Below are 22,925 nucleotides of genomic sequence, written 5' to 3'. Positions count from 1 at the left end.
GTATGGAGAAAAAATGAAGAGCCACCCGGCGGTGGGTCAGTCGCTTTATCAATCCTTGACCGATAAGCTGCCCAGTTTTCTAAGTAGATCGCTACGACAGACCGCTTCGCTCCCGTCGCTCCCGGCCGTGGTGATGCAGGTATTGGAAGTTGCGCGCATGCCCAGCGCCTCGCTCAAGGAGTATGCCGGTGTGATCGAACACGACCCGGCCTTGACGGCGCGCCTGATTGCCGTAGCGAACACAGCACATCACGTACGCTCGCCCAACCCTGCCATCACAAGTTTCGAGGCGACGCAGCGGCTGGGAACCGACGCTACGCTTGCCACCGTTTTGAGCTTTGCGCTGTTCAAGGATGAGCAGACCAGCGACATTGCCCTGCCAACGTGGCAGCGTGCTATCGCCTCGGCGGCGATCGCCAGCCAGTTGGCGCAAAAGTGCTGCCCTGAGCGTCTGGGCCAGGTGTTCACCGTAGCGCTTTTGCAGGATATCGGCATACTGGCACTTCAAATGGCCTATCCTGAAGAGGCTCAAGCGCTTTACGCCCAGCGTGACTTGTCACATATGGAGTTAGCCAAGGAGGAGCGCCAGCGATTTGGCTGTGATCACACGCTCATCGGTGCCTGGCTTGCGGCCAAGTGGGGGCTTCCAGAAAGCCTGGTACATATTATCGACGAAAGCCACGACAGTGTTTTCACCGAAGATCCTGTGGCGCTGTGTGTACGCTTTTCCGGGCCGCTAGCGGATGCCTGGCTTTCGCCCAATGCGCCTCAATCCTTCTCCACCCTGCTGTTCGAGCTCTCCTCGGCGCAGTCGGAGCACGTCGCACTGCTTGAATCGCTTTTTCATCGTATGCATCAGCAAATTCAACTTTTGAGCGACCTTCTCAAACTAGCGGTCCCCCTCCCGATTGAGAGCCAGTCCGTATTGAGCGAGGCAAAGCAGCTACTTTTTCAGCACGCGCTGTCGATCAGCGCTCGGCTTGAAGCGCAGCAGGAGCGTTTTCATAAGCTCGAGAAGCAGCACGACGCCCTGCTCGAGCATAGCCGCCTCGATCCCCTAACCCAGTTGGCCAACCGTGCCTGGCTCGAAGAGCAGCTCAAGGAGCGCTTTGAGATATGCCGGCAGAAACAGCGCATCATGTCGGTCGTGTTCATCGATCTTGACCACTTTAAGACGCTCAACGACCGCTACGGCCATCGCATCGGCGATGAGGTACTGCAGTGCTTTGGCAAAGCGCTTTTGTCGCTGGTTGACGCCTCCGATGTAGCTGGACGCTACGGTGGGGAAGAGTTTTTGATCATCTTACCCGACGAAACGGCGCAAAAAGCGCTGCGCCTTGCCCGGCGCATCATGCAGTTACTGGAAAAGGAGCCAATGGCTTTTGACAACATCAAGCCACTTTATGTCACGGTGTCTATCGGCATCGCCTGTATGGCAGACGGCGTCTTCGAAAGCGAACACGAACTGATCGCCGCTGCCGACCAAAGCATGTACAACATTAAACGCTCAGGGCGCAGCGGCGTGTCGATCTACGGCCAGTGATCAAGGCGTGCCGCTGGCTACCCTGTCATCACACGAGGCAAATAGAGCGCGATCGTGGGAAAGAGATGCATCAGCGCGATGGCCAGCAGCATCATCAGGAAAAACGGCAGCGTCGCGCGTGTAATCGTCAGAATATCCTTGCCCGTCAGGCTCTGGATCACGAATAGATTGAAGCCTACCGGCGGGGTGATCTGGGACATTTCCACCACGATCACCAGATAGATACCAAACCAGATCAAATCGAACCCGGCCGCGCTGATGACAGGCATGATGATCGAGGTCACGAGCAGGATCAGCGAGATCCCGTCCAGAAAGCACCCCATCACCAGCAGCAGTAGCGTCAGCGCGATTAGTAGCTGCGTCGGCGAGAGCCCCATATCGCCGATGGCTTGCGCCAGGCGCATGGGGACCTGAGTAAACCCCATCGCCGAGGTCAAAAACGAGGCGCCGGCGATGATGAAGGCGATCATGCACGCCGTGCGCACGGCGGCAAACAGCGAATCAGCAAAGATCCGGCGATTAAAATGGCCGTTGATACACGCAATGACGATCGAAAGCGTCACCCCCACCGCCGCCGCCTCCGTGGGTGAAGCGAGACCCGCGTAAATCGAGACGATGATACCGCCAATCAGCAGTAGAATCGGCATCAGCGCCAGGGTCTTGCGTAGCTTTTGGGCAAGCGGCATATCGGCTTCGTCGGCGCCGGTCAGCCCCGCCTTGCGCCCCTTGATCAACGCCCAGAGCACCAGATAGCTCATGAACAGCGCCAGAATCATCAGCCCCGGCCCGATGCCCGCCATGAACAGCCGCGAAATGGACTGCTCCGTCACTACCCCGTAAACGATCAGCACGATGGAAGGCGGAATCAATAGCCCCAGCGTCGAGGCGCTGGCGAGCGTGCCGATCGCCATATTGCTGTCGTAGCCGCGCCGCTCGAGCTCCGGCAGCGTCATTTTACCGACGGTGGCGCAGGTGGCCGCCGAGGAGCCGCAGACCGCGGCAAACAGACCGCTACCGATGATGTTGGTATGCAAAAGGCGCCCGGGCAGCCGATTCAGCCAGGGCGAGAGGCCGCGAAACATGTTGTCGGCAAGCCCGGAGCGAAAGAGGATCTCGCCCATCCAGATGAACATCGGAAGCGCAGTCAAATCCCAGCCGTAGCTGGCGCCCCAGAAATCCGAAGCCAGTATCGGGTTGGGATCAAACGGGCTGAAAAACGCAAGCGCAATCCAGGCCGTTCCCATGAGCGCGAAGGCAACCCAGACGCCGCTTCCCAGCAGCGCAAAGAGCGTGACCAGCGTTATCAGGCTGAGTAGTAGCACGAGCGCGTCTCCCTTTCTGTGTCGTTCTCGATCATGCGCGCTCGTCGCCTTGAATCAGCCTTGTGGGGTCGTGAAAACTTGTGGGGTCGTGAAACATAGTGAGCCATGATCAGTGCATCTCGCTGTCGTCAGTGGCCGTCGCCTCGCGAAAGCTTGCCGGGTCACGCACGCCGATGCGCACGGCCATGAGCAGCGCCTCCATGAGCGCCAAGCAAAGAAGCGCTACGCCCAGAATCAGCACGCTTTGGGGTATCCACAGCGGCAGCGATAAAAAACCCGAGGATACGTCGTTATACTCAAGGCTTTCGCGGGCAAGGCTCGAAAGCCCATAACAAAGCATCACGCTTATGATCAGCGCGACGAGCAGCCCAAACACCTCAAACCACACGCGAAGCCGCGCAGGCAGCCGGGCAATCACAAGCGTCACGCGAATGTGTGCGTGGTGGGTAAAGGTGTAGGCCAGCCCTAAAAACGTGGCGCCTACCAGCAGATACGCCGCCATTTCGGAAACGCCGGTGATACTGATGCCGAGCCGGTTCTGCCCGACCAGTATCAGCAGCGCATCCAGCAAGCGAAACAGCACCTGAAGCGTTACCAGCGTACAGATCGCGATCATGCACGCCGCCGCGCCCCAAGCGCCGAGCCGGTAGAGCTTATCGAGTTTGAACACCATGACAGGGCCTCGTAAAAACGCCGATGCCAGGCACTGGCGTAAAGCTCATGCCTGGCTCGTCGACTTGGCGATCAGTTGAGTTTCAGCGGGCTTATTCTCGACCGGTTTATTATCGACCGCCCTGTTATTGGCCGACCTGTTCACGGTAGTCGCTCAGCGCCTGCTCGGCCTCGTCATCCGCCCGTGAGCGCCAGTCCTCGAACAGCGTGTCGCCGGCGCGCTGTAACGCTGCCGAGACCTCTTCGTTGGGCTGGGAAACCGCGATACCGTTCTCCTCAAGTGCCTCGAGGCTCATTTGGTTATCTTCACGGCTCGCTTCCCAGCCGCGCTCCTCAGCCCGGACTGCCGCGTCCATTAGTGCGCTTTGAGTCTCTTCGTCCAGGCGGTCGAAGCTTCGCTGACTGATGAACACGATGTTTTTCGGCAGCCACAGGTTGGCGTCGGTGTAATCCGAGACGTAGTCCCAGGCCGTCATGGCGTTGCCCGTCGAACTCGAGGTGATCATCGCATCCACCCGGCCGGTGCTGAAGGCGGTGGGAATGTCCGACTCCTCGGTCTCGGTGGGGCTGCCGCCCAGGTTGCTGACAAAGCGTTGGGTATTGATGTTCGGGGCGCGTACACGCAGCCCTTCGAACTGCGCCGGGTCGGTCAACGGCTCGCTGGTGTAAATCCCTTGGGCGGGCCAAGCCACCGCGTAGAGCGGAATCAGGCCTTCCTCGGCAAAGAGCTCGGTGATCATTGGCTTGGTCGCCTGCCAAAGCGCAAAGGCCTCGTCGTAGCTTCCAGCCACACCGGGCAGCGTATCCACTTCAAAAATCGGATCATCGTTGGAGAGCACCGACAGGAAAACTTCGCCGGCATCGATGGTGCCGCGACGCACCGACGGCTTGATTTCGCCATGCGCCACCAGCGAGCCACCGCTGTGAACGGTGATGGTCAGCTCGCCATCCGTCGCCTCGGCGACGTCCTCGGCGAACTGCTTGGTGTTTTGGGTGTGAAAGCTGGCATCGCCGTAAGGCGTCGCCATGGTCCACTGCGCGGCCTGTACGCTCGAGGCGAAAGCGCAAGCAGATATCAGCAGCAGCGATTGGGTGGCACAAATACGCATGGATAGTTCCTCTTGTTCCCTGTCGGGTCGTTGTTTTTAAAGCACACACTCGAATATGAATGTGAATGCGATGTCGATGCAACTTCAAGGCCAAGTAGCGCAGCCATTAAACGGCTCGCTTGCATCACGCCAAAAGACGCGCCAACGGGCTTGAAAACCATCGTCAAAACCCTCTTAGATCCCATGTCGGCGGGCATCAAGGCTCAAACGGGCAGCCCGGGTGTCTCAGTGTAGGCGCTAATATCGTGCGTTATTTCAACGCTTCGCACCGCCGGCCAGCATTGCCCAGCGTTTCAGTACGATAGCATCCGCAGAAAAATGGCTGGCAATCAAAAAAGCCTCTCCCCTATATTGGAAAGACGTCAAAAACAGCATTCACTGCCTTCAACACCGTGACAGGAGACACCATGGCCCTTCCCCTGCTCAACTGCGACATGGGCGAAAGCTTCGGCAACTGGCGCCTGGGGCTGGACGCCCAGTACGGCGTGCGAATCGCTGCCTATCGGCGATATACGGATCTAATGAGATTCGGGCGGCGTCCATGGCCTGCTCTGCCGGCGAAGTCGAGGACATAATGATCTATCCGACTGGGCCGCTGGCCGGTATTTGCCGCGCCGCTTAGGGGTTTCAAGATTGCTATTAGCTACAGCCTACGTAAAACATATCCTGAAAAAACCTCAAATGACTTGTCACGTATGACATTAGAGCGACGCTGCCGAGCGCGCCGCCTGATCATAAAGGCCGGACATCGCTCGTAAGATGCCAGCCAATCGACTGATTTCGCTGCGCTCGATCCCCATGGAATCCAGTGACTCAATCAGACACGCTTCGCGGATTTCAGCGTAACGTTTGCACGCTTTGCGACCCTGCTCGGTTGCGCGGAAAAGCGTCTCCTTGCCCTGCTTTTCACCTACGACCAATTCGAGTTTCACCAGTTTACGCAGCGCATAGGTCACCGTATGGGTGTCCTCGACGTTCAGTACCAAGCAGATATCGCCTTGGCGTTTAGCGCGCGCCCGATGATTGACACTGTGCAACACCAATACATCCAGCGACCCAAGCTCTGGGTAACCCGTTGCAGTCATGCAGCGCACCATCCAGCGATTGAAAGCATTACTCGAAATGATCAGTCCGAACTCGAACTCGGACAACTCCTGCGCGCTATGGGACAGGTGCTCTGACGACACGATAGGTCCTCGCCTGGCGGGCGAAGGCGGGCTTTCATTACTCATTGGCATGCTCTTCATGATTGATTTTTAGAAGTTTATTGAGTCGGTCAAAAAAGTCGAGAAATGCCATGATCAGCCTTTTGAGCGAGGTTTGGCAAACACTGTCCGTCTTGCAAATGGAGGCATTCATAGAACTTTAATACGCAATACCCGATTGACACTCAAACACCATGCAGATAATTTCTAGATAAATTATATAAAAAGTACAGGTAACTACGTGTCATCAACACCTCTGCTCTCCGTTCAATCGCTCGATATCGCGTTCGGGCCCAATCGTGTCGTCAAGGATCTCTCGTTCGATCTTTACGCTGGCAAGACTCTCGCGATCGTTGGCGAGTCAGGATCAGGTAAGTCGATGACATCGTTGGCCATAATGGGGCTAGTTCACTACCTCAACGCCGATATTACCCAAGGCCACATTCTGTTTCGCAGCACAAGCGACAACACGGCGCTGGATCTGACCACATTATCCGACAAGGAAATGCGCAAGCTGCGTGGCAAGGAGATCTCGATGATCTTCCAGGAGCCGATGACCTCGCTCAACCCGGTCTATACAGTGGGCGACCAGATCACTGAAGTGCTTCTACTCCACGGCGACTACACTCGCGTCACGGCTCGTGAAGAGGCGCTGCGCTTGCTGCGTCTAGTGCGCCTGGCCGATGCCGAGTCGCTCTTGAAACGCTATCCCCACCAGCTTTCCGGTGGAATGCGGCAGCGTGTGATGATCGCCATGGCGCTGGCCTGCAAGCCCAAGGTACTAGTAGCCGACGAGCCCACCACGGCGCTCGACGTTACTATCCAGGCGCAGATTCTCGCCATCATCAAGGATCTGCAAAAAGAGCTTGGCATGGCGGTGATCTTCATCACCCACGATATGGGCGTAGTGGCGGAGGTAGCCGATCACGTGGTGGTGATGCGCAATGGCGAAAAAGTCGAGGAAGCGGATGTCACCACGCTTTTCGCGACGCCACAAAAGCCCTACACCCAAGCGTTGCTGGCAGCGGTACCGACATTGGGTAGCATGCAAGGGGAGGCTCTCCCCCGGGCCGAACCCTTGGTGATCTTCGATGGCGATAAAGTCTTCAGTGAGGGCGAGTCTACGCTGCAGAACACCGTACGCTTACAGGACACTCCGGTGGTCAGCGTGCGCAATCTCGTCACGCGTTTCGACATCCATAAAGGCTTTTTCGGTGGGGTGAGCCACCGCGTACACGCCGTCGAGAATGTCAGTTTCGATATCTACCCCGGCGAGACGTTGGCGCTGGTGGGCGAGTCGGGTTCCGGCAAATCCACTATCGGGCGCACCATCCAGCAACTGCAGGAGAGCACTAGCGGCGATATCGTTTTCAGCGGCCAGCCCGTGGCGCGGATGTCCCGCGCAGAAAAGATGAAACTGCGTCAGCAAGTACAGTACATCTTCCAGGACCCCTTCGCCTCGCTCGATCCGCGCAAAACGGTAGGTTTCTCGATCGCCGAGCCTATCCATACCCACCGCCTGATGGGTGATGGCCAGCGCATCAAGAACCGGGTCAGCGAGCTTCTTGAGCGCGTGGGCCTCACACCAGAACACGCAAAACGCTACCCTCACGAGTTTTCCGGCGGGCAGCGTCAGCGCATCTGTATCGCCCGCGCCTTGGCCTCCAAGCCTAAGCTGATCGTTGCCGATGAAGCGCTGTCAGCGCTGGATGTTTCCATTCAGGCGCAGATCATCCACCTGATGATGCAGTTACAGCGCGAAGAGGGTCTCGCGTATCTGTTCATCAGCCATGATATGGCCGTGGTAGAAAAGATCAGCCACCGCGTGGCCGTGCTGCACTTGGGGCAGATCGTCGAAATGGGATCTCGACAGCGGGTTTTCGACGCACCTCAGCACGACTATACCCGCAAGCTCTTGTCGGCGGTGCCGGTGGCCGACCCACATCATCGTCGCGAGCACCTACTGATGGACGGCGATATTCCAAGCCCGATTCGTCGGGTGGGCGACGAACCCACCGTTCATCCTCTCGACGAGATAGCTGCTGGCCATTTCGTCTCCCGCGGCAGCACCTCGTCGCGTTTGTAGTGCTTCGTTCTATACCTCAAAAACAACCGCAGAGAAAACGATCAATGAAAAAGACAACGCTGTTTAAAGCCTGCACCCTTGCCGCGGCCATGGCCGCCGCGTCCAGTAGCCATGCAGGCTCGTTGACCATTGCTTCCCCTCAGGATCCCGGCAGTTGGGACCCGATCGACACGTTCCTCGTCAATTGGGCATCGGTGGCCACCAACATTTTCGATGGACTAACCTATCGCGGTCCGGATCTTGAGCTGGTGCCGGGGCTTGCCACTAATTGGGAAGAGCTGGACGACGGCAATCGTATCCGCTTCACACTGCGAGAAGGCGTCGTCTTTCATAACGGCGAGCCTTTTAACGCCGAGGCCGTTAAGTTCACCTTTGATCGTCTACTCGGTGAAGAGGGCGCTCGCGGGCCTCAGCGCTCCAACTACACATCAATTTCCCGTGTCGATGTCATCGACGACTATACCGTCGACTTCTTTCTCAATCAGCCGGACCCGGTACTGCTGACCAAGCTGGCTGGTTATGGTGCCATGATCGTACCGCCTGGCTACATTGAAGAGCACGGCGATGACTACTTCAATACGCATCCGGTAGGTACCGGGCCGTTTCAGGTGGTCGAGTACACACCGCGCTCTGATGTAAAGCTTGAAGCCTTCGCCGATCACTGGAGTGGGGCTCCGAAACTCGACAGCGTCACCTACCGTTTTATCTCAGAGCCATCCACCGCGGTGGCCGAGCTGCAATCCGGCCGGGTAGACATCGTACTGCCGCCGACCATTCCCATCGGCATGATCGATTCGATCAACAATCATCCTGATACCGAGGTCGTTAGCGTCGCCTCTCCCACCGTAGAAGCGCTGCGCTTCAATACTCAGTCGGGTATCACCGCCGATGAGCGGGTTCGCCAGGCAATCATCATGGCGGTCGACCGTCAGGCGATCGTAGACTCGATTCTGGCGGGTGAAGGCAACGTGATCGCAAGCTTCCAGGGCGAACAGTCCTTCGGGTTCGATCCCGAGCTCGAGCCCTATCCCTTCGACCCTCAGCGTGCCCAGGAATTGCTCGCCGAGGCGGGAGTCGAGCCCGGCACCTCGCTTCAAATCGATATCCGCGGTAATGACGCTACTTTCGCCGAAGTGGCCCAGGTCGTCGCAGCCTACCTGCAGGGCGTGGGTCTCAATGCTTCTATCCAGCCCTACGAAACCAATGTGCTGCTCAACGACATCATTCCCGCCGGGCGTACCGGCGCTATGTTTCAGCAAAAATGGGGCGGCTGGACCTTCGATTTCGACAACACCGCCTACCTGATGTATCACACGGATGAGCGCTGGAACCCCTACGACAGCGATACCACGCTGGACGAGATGCTCGAGAGCCAGCGCAGTATCACCGACCGTGGAGAACGCGAAACTCTACTGCAGTCCGTTGCTCGCTATACCAAGGAGCGGGCTCTGGAAATGCCGCTTTACAGCCTGAACGCGCTGTACGGTGTTAGTAGCCGGGTCGAGAACTTCGAACCAGCGCCGGATAGCCGGATTCGCCTCACTGACGTCGACGTTACCGAGTAAGCCTAAACCGCCGCCTCTTTCAAGGCGGCGGCCGCCTGTTTTTCGAGGGGAGGCCACGTGGCCAAGTTTCTTTTCTATCGTCTGCTGCAAGCACTGTTCGTGCTCGTAGCAGTGACACTGATCGTGTCGTTCGCGATTCGGCTGACCGGTGATCCCGCCGTTATGCTGGCTCAGGGCGCGGGCAGTATTACTGAAGCCGATCTGGCGCGCATTCGCGAGGCACTCGGTCTCGACCAACCGTTTCTGGTGCAATATCTGGAATTCTTAAAAGGGCTTTGCACCGGCGATCTCGGCCGCAGCTTCATGGGCGGCACACCGGTCGGCGAGTTGATCGGACGAGCGCTGCCAGCGACCTTGTCACTGGCATTCGCCTCGCTGTTCGTCTCCATCGCTTTGTCGATTCCGCTAGGCGTAACGGCGGCGGTCTCCCGTGGACGATGGCCCGACCAGGTGATACGCATCGTTTCGCTGGTCGGCCTCTCCTTTCCCAATTTCTGGCTGGCCATCATGCTGGTGCTGCTTTTATCCATCACTTTCAACCTGCTCCCCCCCAGCGGCATGGAAGGCTGGCAGAGTTTCATCATGCCCGCCGCGACGATGGGTATCATCCTCACCGCGACCAACGTGCGCTTAGTGCGCACCACTATGCTGGACACGCTGCGCTCGCAGTACATCATGGTAGCGCGCGCCAAGGGGCTTTCCAATTCGGTGGTGCTTTACAAGCACGCGCTGCGCAACTGCTCAATTCCGCTGATCACTTACTTCGGCCTGCAGTTCGGCGGGCTTTTGGGCGGCATCGTAGTGGTCGAGCGCGTGTTCAACTGGCCCGGGCTCGGCACGCTGGCCTTCGATGCGGTGGCGGCGCGCGATTATCCGGTGCTGCAGGGCGTGATCACGGTGCTGTCGCTGCTGATCATCTCCATCAATCTGCTGGTCGACGTCGCCTACGGCTTCGTTGATCCCCGCGTGCGCAAGAGCTAGGGGCCCCCATGTCGTCGAATTCACGTTCATTTAGGTTTTCGAATCTGCAACGTTTTAAGAGCCTTGAGTTCATCCTGGGCGCCGTGCTTGTGGGCAGTATCGGCCTCGCAGTGCTGCTGTCGGGCTTTCTATTCCCCGATGGGGGCGGTGGCGTCAACCTCGCCATGCGTCTCACTGCGCCGCTAACGGACGGTAGCTTTCCGCTGGGCACTGACCCGCTAGGGCGCGACGTGCTGGCGCGAGTGATCATTGGCGGCGAAATATCGCTCAAGGTAGGGTTCTATTCGGCCCTCGGCGCGGTGGCGCTGGGCATCGTCATGGGCCTTTTGTCCGGCTACTACGGCGGTATCATCGACATGGTGGTGATGCGCTTTGCCGATGTGCAGCTCGCCCTGCCCTTCATCCTGCTGGCAATCACCTTCATCGCGGTGATCGGCGGGGGGCTGACCAACATGATCATTTTGTTGATCATCTCACAGTGGGTACAGTACGCGCGCTTGGTGCGTGGATCGGTGCTTTCGCTCAAGGATCGGGAGTTCATCCTTTCGGCCCAAGCGATCGGCGTGCGGGACTGGCGCATCCTGTTTCAACACCTGCTGCCCAACTTGCTGGGCCCGGTCATCGTGCTGATGACGTTAAACGTGGCCAACAACATTCTGCTGGAAAGCAGCCTGACCTTTCTGGGCCTGGGGGTCGATCCAGTCATCCCGAGCTGGGGCGGCATGCTCGCCGAGGGTCGCACCTATCTACAGACCGCCTGGTGGGTCAGCGTCTTCCCAGGCGTGGCAATCCTGCTCACCGTGCTGGGCCTCAACCTGCTGGGTGACTGGCTACGCGACACCCTGGACCCCACAGGACGGACCTCACGATGATCACACTGCTGGAAACTACCTTTGAGCGTAGCGTCGATGCGCTCGTCGCGCACTACCAGGATACGCTCGCCCCCGGAGATACGCTCAACGCTTGGGTTTTCGATGATCCAACCGCTCGCCGGCGCGCTGAACAGGCCTTGGCCACCCATGGAATCGACGCGCGCTTTCACAGCGCCTATAAACCCCTAGTACATTACGCGATCGAAGAGCTCGACACCCATGGACTGCGCGCACTGCACGTTCGCTATCCAGCGCCAACAGAAACGCCCAAGCGGTTTCTTCTCGAAGCCTATCCGCTTGCAGGGCTGCTCGGCGAGAAGGTCGAGCTGAGTTGGGAAGCCATCGACGTCCCGTCGCACACCGCGCTCTATTACTATGAACTCGAGCTGACCGACGAGGATGGCATCCGGAAGACGGTGCAGGTCGCGGCGCCCAATCGCTACCATCAGGATCACGTGCAAGCTTGGCTGCTCTCGCCTTGCGCCTGGATCGACTGGCAAGGGAGTGATGGCAAGCACGAAAGCGCCTCTTTCACATGCGATTACGTTCGTCTCTTCGAGGCGGCCATGAACGCCGTCACCCAAGCCGAGTGGCCTGCCGAACAGCCGTTTTTCGACGAGCTGAACATCAGCGTCACCCTGCCATGCCAGGATATACCACTGCCCTTCGGGCTAGAGCATATAAGCCTGGCTGAAGCGCTTCACGAGGAGCTCTATTTCTCGCTGCTGGAGGTCTACCAGCGCCTTGCCGGCCTGCCGCTGGGAGATCGCTCGATCCAGCCAGGCCAAATCGTGCCGGAGATCAAGACCCGCCCCGGCGCGTCGCCGGCGCTGTCGATCACGCTACGCGCACTCTCGACCGACGAGGCCTCGACGGATGATTCCGCAACGCCTCTCGATCGCGTCGAACATCCGCTGAGTGTGGCCCGGATCCAGACCCAGCTGGAAAGCATCGAGGGCACGCTGATTCACGCAAAAAGCCGCAGCGGACGTACTCTGCGAGCGCGCTATCGCCAGGGCGATGATCGACCAGTAATGATCAGCGCCGCCCAGCACGCCAACGAGCCCTCGGGCATCGTGGCGGCGCTGCGCGCGGGGCGCGATCTTGCCCTGACACCCGCGGCCCATTTCGTGCTTTCACCGCTGGAGAACCCGGACGGCTATCGCCTGCAGCAGCGTCTGGTCGCCGAGCAACCGACCCACATGCATCACGCCGCTCGCTACACGGCCTTCGGCAGTGATCTGCAAGCTCAACCTGCAGGCGGCGAGTTCGAGCTGGCCATTCGTGAACGCGCTCGCTTAGTAAGCGGTGCGCAGCTACATATAAATCTGCACGGCTATCCGGCCCACGAGTGGACCCGCCCGTTGACCGGCTACGTGCCGCGCAACTTCGAGCTCTGGTCGATTCCCAAGGGGTTCTTTCTCGTCATTCGTTACCACGGACCTTGGCAAGCGCAGGCCGAAGCGCTGCTCGAGGCAGTCACGGCGCATTTGTCGACGGTACCGGGGCTGGTCGACTACAACCGCGGCCAGATCACGGCGTTTGAAGCTCACGCCGGGCGCTTGGCATTCGCCGTGCGCCACGATATACCTTACCTGCTGACCTGCGACGATACTCAGCTCACGCCGCTTCAGTTGATTACCGAGTATCCGGACGAGACGATCTACGGCCAGGATTTCACGATGGCCCATCAGGTGCAGTACGAAACCGTCATGAGTGCCTACCAGAGCTATCAGTCGCTGACACTTCCCGCCACGCCGCGCTGATCGATGCCAACAGGAGAGTCAACAATGAACACAATACTCCCTCAACTCAATTGCGATATGGGCGAAAGCTTCGGCAACTGGCACTTGGGGCTGGACGCCGAGGTGATGCCGTTCGTTGACTGCGCCAACATCGCCTGTGGCTATCACGCCTCAGATCCTCACGTGATGCGTCGCACCGTTGCGCTGGCCGCCGAGCACGGCGTACGCATCGGCGCCCACCCGGGCTATCCAGATCTGATGGGGTTTGGGCGGCGCTCCATGGCCTGCTCCGCCGCCGAGGTAGAGGACATGATTCTCTATCAAACAGGCGCGCTTTCCGGTATTTGCCGAGCCGAAGGCGCCGAGCTTGCCTACATCAAGCCACATGGCGCCCTGTATAACGACATGGCCGCTGATTCGACGCTGCTCGAAGGCGCGCTGCGAGCCGTGCGCGCCTTCGACGCCACGCTCCCTCTCATGGTGATGTCAACCGCCGACACCGAGAGCCAGCGGGCGCTGGCCGACGAGGTGGGCGTCATACTCTGGTTCGAGACCTTCGCCGACCGCGCCTACGAGGCCAACGGGCACCTGGTATCGCGCCAGCTGGCAGGAGCGGTGCACCATGACCGAAAGACCATCGTGGCCCAAGCCGTGGCGCTGGCCAAGAACGAGCCGCTGATCGCCCGCGACGGCACGCCGTTGACGCTTGCAAGCGACACGCTTTGCGTACACGGCGACAACCCGGAATCCGTGGCCGCGGTGCGGGCCATTCGCGAGGCCTTCAACGCGTTGGAGTCAGCGTGAGAGTGCGCCTTGAAACCGCGGCCATGGACGCGATAACGGTGCGCCTGTTCGACACCATCAACGAGGACAACATGGCTTGGATCATCGCGGCGGAGCGTGAGCTGCGTCAGGCCTTCGAGGGCAACTTGATCGATCTGACGCCCTCCTACACGACACTGCTGCTGCAGTACGACTGCACGCGACTTTCGTTCTGCGAAGCATCCAGCAAAATTCGCCACGCCCTCAATCACCTGACCCCAGCGGATACAGAGTACGGCCGTTTGCATTCGATTCCGGTATGGTACGACGAGAGTGTGGGCCCGGAGCTTCAACGAGTGGCGGGCAGCGCCGGAATGAGCGTGGAGGCGTTGATACGACGCCACTGTGAGCATGACTATTGCGTGTTCGCGTTGGGCTTCGCACCAGGCTACGGTTTCATGGGACTGGTGGAAGAGGCACTCGCCACGCCACGGCTCGCCACCCCCAGAAAGCGAGTCGCAGCGGGTAGCGTTGGTATCGCTGATCGTCAGACCGCGATCTATCCACTGCTCTCACCCGGTGGCTGGAATATTCTAGGCCGCACTGCGGTGCCGCTTTTCGAATACGCCCGCCAAGGCGAACCGCTGCTGCGCCCCGGCGACAAGGTGCGATTCAGGGCAATCTCGAAAGCCGATTTCGAAGCCGACGGCGGCGATACCACCCCGCTGGAGGAACGCGCATGACCCCGGGACTATTCGTTAAGCAGGCTGGTCCGCTCGCCTTGATCCAGGATGCGGGGCGTTTTGGCGTCAGCCATCTGGGCGTGACTCAAGGCGGTGCCGCCGATTGGATCTCCTGCCGCTGGGCCAACTGGCTGCTGGGCAATTCGCCGGAAAACGCTGCACTGGAAATCGTCATGGGCGGCAACCTGACGCTCGAAGCCGAGGTCGAGGTCACACTCGCCCTGGTCGGCGCCGATCTGGAGGCGCGTCTCGACGACAAGCCGCTTACCGCACGGGGCACGTTCACCCTGGCCCCCGGCCAGCGCCTGAGCTTTCGCCAGCCCAAGGACGGGCTTCGAACATACCTGGCGTTTCCGGGCGGGCTGATCGCGCCCGAGGTACTGGGCAGCCGTGCCTGTACGGCACGCGAGCAGATAGGCGGGCTGCACGATGATGGCCGTCCATTGCAAGCCGGCGACCGCCTTGTCTGGCAGGGCAGCGAACTCGCGCCGCGTTTCCTGCCACGCGGTGTTCAACTGCCACTCCCCCGACCGGTGTGCGCGCTGCCGATCGTACTGGGCTCCCAAGCAGCGCAGTTCGCCGGGCGCAGCCTCTATCAGGCATTCAACCAAACCTGGACGGTGGACCAGCGCGCCGATCGCATGGGTATTCGCCTGACCGGCTCGCCGCTTGACAGCGCGCTTTCGGGCATCGTTTCGGAGGGCATTCCGCTGGGGGGCGTGCAGATTCCACCGGACGGTCAGCCCATCGTGCTGATGAACGACCGCCAGACTATTGGTGGGTACCCGCGCATCGGCGCGCTCACCCCCAGCGCCTGCGCGCGGCTCGCTCAATGCTTACCCGGTGCCCAGGTCCGCCTGCAGCCCATCAGCGCGACACAGGCGCAGATGACCCATCGCCGCCAGCTGGGCGTCTGGGCTTAAGCCACGACCAGCCCGGCAGCGCATTCATGTTCGGTTAAATCAGCGCAGTTATGCTCGAGCGCTTTCATGGACACACAGGAAGCCTTGACATGGCCGTCAACTCTCTTGCCCTGCCGCTGGCCACCGCCTTGGCACTCGCTTCTTCTCTCGCCAACGCCCAAGCGCCGCTGCGTATCGAACATCTCCAGCGCTGCGGAGACCTGTTCAACCAAGCGACCCGAACGTTCTGCGTCAGTGTCGCCGGTCTCGAGCGTGCGCCGCTCCAGGTCTCGTTCGACGGTACGCCGCTGGCGCCGGAGCGCATTGAGCGCGAGGATCAGGCGCTTCGCATCACGCTGGATGGTAATGCACAAAGCGCCCCGCTGTGGCTCGAACAGCACCAGCGTCAAAGCAACCCGGTCTGGCTGAGCCTGCAAGGCAGCCACGTGATCGCCGCCACCGACGACGAAGTCGCCGAGAACATGGACGGCGTCACCAGCTACGTCGATCTGATCAGCCTGATCATCGAAGAGGAGTACGACGGCCTGGAAGAGGCGCAGCGGCTGGCCGAGAAGTACGACGCCGAGGTCGTCGGCCAGATCCCGCCGCTCAACACCTACCAGCTGCGCCTACCCGCCGAGGACCTGGACGCCCGCGACGCGCTGGTGCTTAGGCTCGGCAGCGAGCTCAGCGTGGATGCCGTGGTGGTGGAGGAATCGAATGCTGAAGAAAGTATCGAAGAAGGTACTGAAGAAAGTGCTGAAAGAAGTACTGAAGGAAATATCGAGCAGGACGCCAGCGCCCCACCCGAGGCTCACGACCAGCAGTGGGCGGCGAACCGTTTTCTGGACGCGGTGAACTTTTATCAGCGGCGTCTGAACCCGGATCACGACGATGTCGAGACTCACCCCGTGCGTATCGGCGTCATCGAGCGCAACGTTGATTTCGACACCCCCGACTTCGCCGACTACCTGGGCGACTGCCGCCAAAACGCGACGCGCACCTGCGTTTACGCCACCGACGCCGCCGAACCCGACGGCCACGGCACCACTGTGGCGGGCATTCTGGCGGCCGCCTGGAACGAAGGCGGCAACAGCGGCTTTCTGCGCGGGCTCGATAGCGTCGGCCCCGGCTTCGACGTCATCGTCGATCGCGGCTCGGATGCCGGCATCACCGCCAACGTGGCCGCTTCGGTCAACCTGGTGGAAGACGGCGCCCGCATCCTCAACTGGAGCTGGGGCATCCACCGCGTAGGCACCGTCGATATCAACGGCGACGAGGTCGACTCGCTGGTGCGCTCCGGTATCGCCATGGATGGCTACGAGGAGCTGCTCGAGGAGTTCTTTTTGTGGCTACGCCGCGAGCACCCGGACGTGGTGGTGGTGAACTCGGCGGGCAACGCCTCGTCGTTTTCGGGGCGCGACGACTACCGCCTGCCCTCCTCCTTCGTCACCGATCAGCTGTTCGTGGTCGGCGGCCACGAGCGAAGCGGCGAAGAGGTCGCCGTCGAGGACGCCCGCTACGCGATCAAGCGCGACGCCTCGAACATCGACATGCGCGTGGATATCACCGCCGCCGCCTGCGTGCGCGCCTCCACGGCCCGCGAGGGCGAGCAGGGTGAGCCGCACTGCGGCACCTCCTACTCCACGCCGCTGGTGACGGGATTGCTGGCGGCCATGATGTCGATCGACCCGACCCTGACGCCGGCGCAGCTGCGCATCCTTTTGCGCCGAAGCGCTCTGCCGATCGGCGAGGAGTTCGATTTCGAACCCACCGACGCGGATGACCTCACGGCACCGATCCTGCCTTCGGAGCGCGCCAACAACCTGACGCATCCGGATATTGGCTTGTCGGCCCGACTCGACATGTACAAGGCACTGGATCTGACGGTGCAGAGCCTGGAGCGGGCGCGGTAGGCTACACGGCGTCATTACTTGTATCGAAAGAAAGTATTAACAATTTCTAAAAATAAATTTATTTGGCAGATTAAATCAAAAAATGTCGACATTTTTACTCAAGATTTAGCCCGGTACGCCGTTATCAAGAAGTGAAAAAAACGAATAACGTTCGTCTTTTCGGTTGCGCTGGCCGGCTCGGCGGCGCCCGACTCTTCTTCTAATGGGGCTATCAATGAGTAAGTTTGCTCGTCTTTCGTTAACGCAAAAGCTGCTTTTTGCGGTCGCGCTACCCTTGCTGGCTGTGGCGCTAGTGCTGGGCGTAGTGGTCAATCTACAGCTCAACCAGGCGATTCCCTCGCTGATCAACAACACCGCCGCCCGCCAAGTGGGTGCGCGTGCCGATGAGATTGGCCGCTGGATCGATGGCTATCAAAAGTGGCTAGGCGTACTGGCTCAGGACGAACGTCTTGCTCAAGGCGCGCCGCTGGAGAGCTATGTGGAATGGCTCGCCAAGCGCCATTCGTCCGATGGTACGATCGAATCGCTGTTTATCTCCGATACCGCCGGCAATACGATCAACCAAGAGGGCATGCCGCTGAATATCGCCGAGCGGCCTTACTTTCAAAGCCTTGTCGTGGAGGGCAGTGCAGATCGCTTGCTATTGGATCCCTTTATTTCCAAAGCGACCAACGAGCCTGCCGCGCTGATGGTCGAAACGATCTTCGATGCACAAGGCAATCGGACAGGACTTTTGGGTCTGGCGCTGTCACTTGAGTCGCTATCCAGTATTACATCGGCCATCAACGTGGGTGAAGGCAGCTACGGCTGGATGATCGACAGCCAGGGCCGCGTCATCGCTCACCCTGAAGCGTCGTACCGCTTCGCGCTCAACTATACCGAGGGCGACCAGACTCACGGCTACGAAGGATTGAGCACGCTGAGCACGCAGATGTTCTACGGCACCCCCGGCAAGGGCGACATCATCATGCCAAGCGGCGAGCACAAGACGCTGATGTGGAACCCGGTCGAGGGCACGTCCTGGGTAGTGGGCACCACCATCCCCATGAGCGTGTTTACCTCGGTGACCAACAAACTTCTCTTTTCACTGTTTGGCGTGGGTGTCGTGCTGTTCGGGCTCTTGTTGATCGTGGTGGCCCTGACAGCGCGCCGCGCGCTGGCCCCGATCAAGCACACCGCCAGCGCCATGGCGGATATCGCCCAAGGCAAAGGGGACCTGACGCGTCGGCTAGAGATCAAGACTCAGGACGAGGTAGGCGATCTGGCCAAAGGCTTCAATGCTTTCGTCGAGCGCATGCAAGGCACCCTTCAGGAGGTGCGCCACAACGCCCAAACGGTGTTGATCGGCGCCGGCGATATCGCCGACGGCACGCGAGAACTCTCTTCGCGCACCGAGCAAGCGGCCGCCAATTTGCAGGAAACCTCGGCGTCGATGGAGGAGATTCACTCGACGGTCGCGCACACCTCCCAGGCCTCTGAGCAGGCCAATGGCCTCGCGTTCGAAGCCGCTGGCGCCTCGCAGCGCGGCAACGAGTCGATGCGTCAGATGCAGACCAAAATGAAGGCGATCAACGAATCCTCGCACAAGATCAGCGACATCATCGGCCTGATCGACTCGATCGCCTTTCAGACCAACATCCTGGCGCTCAACGCCTCGGTTGAAGCGGCCCGCGCCGGCGAACAGGGCCGCGGTTTCGCGGTGGTCGCCAACGAAGTGCGCACCCTGGCCAGCCGCTCCGCCACTGCTGCACAGGATATCCGCGCGCTGATCGACGTCTCCGTGAACCACACCAGGGAAGGCAACCAGATCGTCGACGCGGTCGCCCAGCAGATGGACGATATTCACAAGAGCATTACCCAGGTCACGGACGTGATGGGCGAGATCGCCGCAGGCGCCCGAGAGCAAACCTCGGGGATCGATCAGGTCAACACCGCGGTGGCGGAGATGGATACCATGACACAGCAAAACGCCAGCATGGTCAGCCAGAACGCCTCGCTCGCCGCGCAGATGCGCGAAAACGCCGAGCGTCTGGACCGATTGATGAGCGAGTTCGTGCTGGGCAACGAGTCTCCCTCGTTCGCCTCTGCGCTCTCCTCCACCGGGCGCGCTCCAGCAAGGCCTTCTGCGGCTCAGGCCACCTCCGCGCTGCCCTCGCCGGCCAAGCCCGCCGCGCCGCGCAAACCACAGCCGGAAGTAGCGGAGTGGGAAGAGTTCTAACGCCTCGGACCGATTTACCGTTTTGCCCTCAAAGGGCTGGCCATTAACAACGGCCCATAAAAAAACCCGCGAGTTCATCGCGGGTTTTTCGCAACGGCCCGGTAAACTCAGTCCACCAGCGGCAGCAGCGTATTCAGGCTTTCCCGCGCATCGCCGTAGAACATGCGGCTGTTCTCCTTGTAGAACAGCGGGTTTTCGATGCCGGAGTAGCCGGTGCCCTGGCCGCGCTTGGAGATGAACACCTGCTTGGCTTCCCAGACCTTCAATACCGGCATGCCGGCGATCGGGCTGTTCGGGTCTTCCTGCGCCGCCGGGTTGACGATGTCGTTGGAGCCGATGACGATCACCACGTCGGTGGAGGCGAAATCGTCGTTGATCTCGTCCATTTCCAGCACGATGTCGTAGGGCACCTTGGCTTCGGCCAACAGCACGTTCATGTGCCCCGGGAGTCGGCCCGCCACCGGGTGGATGGCGAAACGCACGTCCTTTCCTGCCGCGCGCAGCTTGCGCACCAGATCGCTCACCGCGCTCTGGGCCTGGGCCACCGCCATGCCATAGCCCGGCACAATGATGACGCTCTCGGCATCGTTGAGCGCGCTCGCCACGCCGCCTGCGTCGATCGCCACCTGCTCGCCTTCGATCTCCGCCGCCGGTCCGGTGCTTCCACCAAAGCCGCCGAGAATGACGTTGACGAAGTTGCGGTTCATCGCCTTGCACATGATGTAGGAGAGAATCGCCCCGGACGAGCCGACAAGCGCGCCGGTCACGATCAGCAGGTCGTTGGAGAGCGTAAAGCCGATGGCCGCCGCCGCCCAGCCGGAGTAGCTGTTGAGCATCGACACCACTACCGGCATGTCGGCGCCGCCGATGCCCATGATCAGGTGGTAGCCAATGAAGAACGCCAGTCCCGCCAAAACCAGCAGCGTCCAGAAGCCGGCACCGTTGAGATACAGGATGGCCAGCAGCAGCGAGAGCACCGCCGCACCGGCGTTGAGCAGATGCCCGCCGGGCAGCTGGCGCGGCTTGCCGTCGACCTTGCCGGCCAGCTTGCCGAAGGCAATCACGGAGCCGGTAAAAGTCACCGCGCCGATGAAGATGCCCAGCACCACCTCGACCTGCAAAAACGCCAGCTCGTCCGGCGCCTTGGTGGCGACCAGCGCGGCAAACGCCGAAAACTCCTGCATCACGCCGTCGGCGGCGCGAGCGGCCAGCACCCGGCGACGCTCGAGGTCCGCGCTCCAGGCAACGAACACCGCCGCCAAACCCACGAAGCTGTGCAGCGCCGCCACCAGCTGGGGCATCTCGGTCATCTCGACCTTGCGCGCCAAGTAGGCGCCGATCGCCGCCCCGATCGCGATCATCGGGATCAGCCAGCCATAGCCGCCGATCCCGGGGCCGAAGGCGGTGAACAGCACCGCCACCGCCATGCCGACGATGCCGTACCAGACGGCGCGCTTGGCCTTTTCCTGATTACTCAACCCGCCCAGCGAGAGAATGAACAACACACTCGCCGCGATCGCCGCGGCGGATACGAACCCTTGACTCAGCATACCGTTTCTCCGCCGCTCAGGATTTCTGGAACATGGCGAGCATCCGGCGTGTCACCAGAAAGCCCCCCACGATATTGATGGTCGCGATCAGCACTGAAATCGCCGCCATGAGCGTTACGATCGCGCTGCCCGAGCCGATCTGCAGTACCGCCCCCAAAATGATGATGCCGGAAATCGCGTTGGTCACCGCCATCAAGGGCGTGTGCAGCGAGTGGCTCACCTTCCAGATCACCTGGAAGCCGATGAAACACGCCAGCACGAAGACGATGAAGTGCTGCATGAACGACGCTGGCGCCACCTGGCCGAGCAGCAGCATCAGCGCTCCGCCCACGGCCAGAAGTCCCACCTGGCGTTTGGTCTGGGATTTGAAGGCGGCGTGTTCGGCGGCCTTCTTCTCCTCGGCGGTGGGCTCTTTCTCCTTCGGCTTGGGTTTGGACGCGCCGATCGCTTTTACCTTCGGCGGCGGCGGCGGGAAGGTGATGTCATTCTGGTGCGTGACCGTGGCCCCGCGAATGACGTCATCGTCCATGTTGTGATCGATCACGCCATCTTTTTCGGGCGTGAGGTCGGTCAGCATGTGGCGAATGTTGGTGGCGTACAAAAGCGATGACTGCGTCGCCATGCGCGAGGGGAAATCGGTGTAGCCGACCACGATCACGCCATTGTCGCTAACCACCCGCTCATCGGGCTTCGTCAGATCGCAGTTGCCGCCCTTCTCGGCGGCGAGATCGATGACCACGGAGCCCGGCTTCATGGCCGCGACCATGTCCTCGAGCCAGAGCTTTGGCGCGGGCCTGCCGGGGATCAGCGCGGTGGTGATGACGATATCGACATCGGCTGCCTGCTCGCGGAAGCACTCGAGCTGCTTCTCGCGAAACTCGGGGCTCGAGGGCGCCGCATAGCCGCCGCTTTCCGAACCGTCCTGGGCGTTGTCGAAATCGAGAAACAGAAACTCCGCGCCCATCGACTCGATCTGCTCGGAGACTTCCGGGCGTACGTCAAAGGCGCGCACCACTGCACCGAGACTGGTCGCAGTGCCGATGGCGGCAAGCCCGGCAACGCCTGCGCCGATCACCAGCACCTTGGCCGGTGGCACCTTGCCAGCAGCGGTCACTTGCCCGGTGAAAAAGCGCCCGAAGTTGTTGCCCGCCTCGATCACCGCGCGGTAGCCGGCGATGTTGGCCATGGAAGAGAGCGCGTCCATCTTCTGCGCCCGCGAGATCCGCGGCACCATGTCCATGGCGATGACCGTCGCGCCCTTGGCGCGGCACTTCTCGAGCATCGCCTCGTTCTGGGCCGGCCAGAAGAACGCGATCAGGGTCTGGCCCTCGCGCAGGCGCTCAGCCTCCTCATCATTAGGTTCGCGCACCTTGATCACGACCTCGGCGGCCTCGAAAATCGCCTGGTCGGTGTCGACCACCGTCACGCCGGCATCGCGGTAAGCCTGATCGTCGAAGCCTGCGGCCACCCCGGCGCCGGTCTCGATCAGGCACTCATGGCCCAGCTTTTGAATCTGCCCCGCGCTCTCCGGGGTGAGCGCGACCCGCGCCTCGCCCCGGCTGCTCTCTTTTAGTGCGCCTATTTTCACTCGTCGTCTCCCCTGAATGAGAAAGCTCCGCCGCGCTTACTCGCCCGGCATCGAAACGCGGCCCGGTACAGGGCCGCCTCTTGTTGTCCAGCAAGTGTTACCTACCCAGGCACCGGTAATCTCAAAACCACCCACTATGTAGTAAT

General features: G+C 60.6%; 17 protein-coding genes. 11 read left to right on the top strand and 6 right to left on the bottom strand.

The features are described 5' to 3' along the window. Positions 1–13: 13 nt before the first annotated feature. Positions 14–1,543 carry a GGDEF domain-containing protein gene (locus ACGLWX_RS15790; protein WP_252108339.1) on the top strand — a complete coding sequence of 510 codons (1,530 nt, stop codon included), beginning with the start codon at positions 14–16 and terminating at the stop codon, positions 1,541–1,543. A gap of 17 nt (positions 1,544–1,560) precedes the next feature. Here the strand turns inward: ACGLWX_RS15790 and ACGLWX_RS15785 are convergent, their stop codons facing one another. The 4 genes from ACGLWX_RS15785 to ACGLWX_RS15770 all read right to left on the bottom strand — a co-directional run bounded on the left by ACGLWX_RS15785 (position 1,561) and on the right by ACGLWX_RS15770 (position 5,878). After that, positions 1,561–2,865, bottom strand: coding sequence for a TRAP transporter large permease (locus ACGLWX_RS15785; RefSeq protein ID WP_396241160.1), 1,305 nt, complete (start codon positions 2,863–2,865; stop codon positions 1,561–1,563). 109 nt (positions 2,866–2,974) lie between these two features. After that, positions 2,975–3,538, bottom strand: a complete 564-nt coding sequence (locus ACGLWX_RS15780) for a TRAP transporter small permease (RefSeq protein WP_252108337.1) — start codon at positions 3,536–3,538, stop codon at positions 2,975–2,977. A 124-nt stretch (positions 3,539–3,662) separates the two neighbouring features. Then, positions 3,663–4,646 (bottom strand): TRAP transporter substrate-binding protein, encoded by a 984-nt coding sequence (locus ACGLWX_RS15775; protein ID WP_396241158.1) that lies wholly within the window; start codon positions 4,644–4,646, stop codon positions 3,663–3,665. A gap of 701 nt (positions 4,647–5,347) precedes the next feature. After that, positions 5,348–5,878: a winged helix DNA-binding protein gene (locus ACGLWX_RS15770; RefSeq protein ID WP_396241156.1), complete on the bottom strand. Its 531-nt coding sequence runs from the start codon at positions 5,876–5,878 to the stop codon at positions 5,348–5,350. 214 nt (positions 5,879–6,092) lie between these two features. Here ACGLWX_RS15770 and ACGLWX_RS15765 point away from each other — a divergent pair, with 214 nt between their 5' ends. The 10 genes from ACGLWX_RS15765 (at position 6,093) to ACGLWX_RS15720 (ending at position 19,641) form a co-directional block, all read left to right on the top strand. Further along, a complete protein-coding gene (locus ACGLWX_RS15765; RefSeq protein WP_396241154.1) occupies positions 6,093–7,937 on the top strand; it encodes a dipeptide ABC transporter ATP-binding protein in 1,845 nt (614 codons plus the stop codon). A 44-nt stretch (positions 7,938–7,981) separates the two neighbouring features. Then, on the top strand, positions 7,982–9,502 hold the full coding sequence (locus tag ACGLWX_RS15760; RefSeq protein WP_396241152.1) for an ABC transporter substrate-binding protein: 1,521 nt from the start codon (positions 7,982–7,984) through the stop codon (positions 9,500–9,502). Between the two features lie 57 nt (positions 9,503–9,559). Continuing rightward, on the top strand, positions 9,560–10,483 hold the full coding sequence (locus ACGLWX_RS15755) for an ABC transporter permease (protein WP_252108331.1): 924 nt from the start codon (positions 9,560–9,562) through the stop codon (positions 10,481–10,483). An 8-nt stretch (positions 10,484–10,491) separates the two neighbouring features. Next, positions 10,492–11,355, top strand: coding sequence for an ABC transporter permease (locus ACGLWX_RS15750; RefSeq protein WP_252108330.1), 864 nt, complete (start codon positions 10,492–10,494; stop codon positions 11,353–11,355). Beyond that, positions 11,352–13,121, top strand: a complete 1,770-nt coding sequence (locus ACGLWX_RS15745) for a peptidase M14 (RefSeq protein WP_396241150.1) — start codon at positions 11,352–11,354, stop codon at positions 13,119–13,121. Before ACGLWX_RS15750 ends, ACGLWX_RS15745 begins: the two co-directional genes overlap by 4 nt. A gap of 24 nt (positions 13,122–13,145) precedes the next feature. Continuing rightward, positions 13,146–13,904 carry a 5-oxoprolinase subunit PxpA gene (locus ACGLWX_RS15740; protein WP_396241148.1) on the top strand — a complete coding sequence of 253 codons (759 nt, stop codon included), beginning with the start codon at positions 13,146–13,148 and terminating at the stop codon, positions 13,902–13,904. Then, positions 13,901–14,605, top strand: a complete 705-nt coding sequence (gene pxpB / locus ACGLWX_RS15735) for a 5-oxoprolinase subunit PxpB (protein ID WP_252108327.1) — start codon at positions 13,901–13,903, stop codon at positions 14,603–14,605. Before ACGLWX_RS15740 ends, pxpB begins: the two co-directional genes overlap by 4 nt. After that, positions 14,602–15,528, top strand: coding sequence for a biotin-dependent carboxyltransferase family protein (locus ACGLWX_RS15730; protein WP_252108326.1), 927 nt, complete (start codon positions 14,602–14,604; stop codon positions 15,526–15,528). The genes pxpB and ACGLWX_RS15730 overlap by 4 nt, the downstream gene beginning before the upstream one ends. A gap of 89 nt (positions 15,529–15,617) precedes the next feature. After that, positions 15,618–17,423, top strand: a complete 1,806-nt coding sequence (locus tag ACGLWX_RS15725; protein ID WP_396241146.1) for a S8/S53 family peptidase — start codon at positions 15,618–15,620, stop codon at positions 17,421–17,423. A 214-nt stretch (positions 17,424–17,637) separates the two neighbouring features. After that, a complete protein-coding gene (locus ACGLWX_RS15720; protein ID WP_396241144.1) occupies positions 17,638–19,641 on the top strand; it encodes a methyl-accepting chemotaxis protein in 2,004 nt (667 codons plus the stop codon). A 107-nt stretch (positions 19,642–19,748) separates the two neighbouring features. On the opposite strand, the gene ACGLWX_RS15715 is transcribed toward ACGLWX_RS15720, so the two are convergent. Together ACGLWX_RS15715 and ACGLWX_RS15710 are read right to left on the bottom strand one after the other, a co-directional pair. After that, on the bottom strand, positions 19,749–21,191 hold the full coding sequence (locus ACGLWX_RS15715; protein ID WP_396241142.1) for an NAD(P)(+) transhydrogenase (Re/Si-specific) subunit beta: 1,443 nt from the start codon (positions 21,189–21,191) through the stop codon (positions 19,749–19,751). 16 nt (positions 21,192–21,207) lie between these two features. Continuing rightward, a complete protein-coding gene (locus ACGLWX_RS15710) occupies positions 21,208–22,779 on the bottom strand; it encodes a Re/Si-specific NAD(P)(+) transhydrogenase subunit alpha (RefSeq protein WP_396241140.1) in 1,572 nt (523 codons plus the stop codon). Positions 22,780–22,925 lie beyond the last annotated feature (146 nt).

It is taken from the genome of Halomonas sp. HMF6819 (assembly GCF_044335525.1).
Lineage (GTDB): Bacteria > Pseudomonadota > Gammaproteobacteria > Pseudomonadales > Halomonadaceae > Vreelandella.
The sequence above is the reverse complement of the archived record's forward strand: the minus strand, read 5'-3'. Positions and strand labels throughout refer to the sequence as shown.

Excerpts from the sequence above, each read along its gene's own strand:
- ACGLWX_RS15775 (WP_396241158.1), bottom strand. The coding sequence starts at position 4,646 with ATGCGTATTTGTGCCACCCAATCGCTGCTGCTGATATCTGCTTGCGCT.
- ACGLWX_RS15790 (WP_252108339.1), top strand. The coding sequence starts at position 14 with ATGAAGAGCCACCCGGCGGTGGGTCAGTCGCTTTATCAATCCTTGACC.
- ACGLWX_RS15725 (WP_396241146.1), top strand. The coding sequence starts at position 15,618 with ATGGCCGTCAACTCTCTTGCCCTGCCGCTGGCCACCGCCTTGGCACTC.
- ACGLWX_RS15745 (WP_396241150.1), top strand. The coding sequence starts at position 11,352 with ATGATCACACTGCTGGAAACTACCTTTGAGCGTAGCGTCGATGCGCTC.
- ACGLWX_RS15760 (WP_396241152.1), top strand. The coding sequence starts at position 7,982 with ATGAAAAAGACAACGCTGTTTAAAGCCTGCACCCTTGCCGCGGCCATG.
- ACGLWX_RS15780 (WP_252108337.1), bottom strand. The coding sequence starts at position 3,538 with ATGGTGTTCAAACTCGATAAGCTCTACCGGCTCGGCGCTTGGGGCGCG.
- ACGLWX_RS15740 (WP_396241148.1), top strand. The coding sequence starts at position 13,146 with ATGAACACAATACTCCCTCAACTCAATTGCGATATGGGCGAAAGCTTC.
- ACGLWX_RS15730 (WP_252108326.1), top strand. The coding sequence starts at position 14,602 with ATGACCCCGGGACTATTCGTTAAGCAGGCTGGTCCGCTCGCCTTGATC.
- ACGLWX_RS15720 (WP_396241144.1), top strand. The coding sequence starts at position 17,638 with ATGAGTAAGTTTGCTCGTCTTTCGTTAACGCAAAAGCTGCTTTTTGCG.
- ACGLWX_RS15715 (WP_396241142.1), bottom strand. The coding sequence starts at position 21,191 with ATGCTGAGTCAAGGGTTCGTATCCGCCGCGGCGATCGCGGCGAGTGTG.
- ACGLWX_RS15750 (WP_252108330.1), top strand. The coding sequence starts at position 10,492 with ATGTCGTCGAATTCACGTTCATTTAGGTTTTCGAATCTGCAACGTTTT.
- ACGLWX_RS15770 (WP_396241156.1), bottom strand. The coding sequence starts at position 5,878 with ATGAGTAATGAAAGCCCGCCTTCGCCCGCCAGGCGAGGACCTATCGTG.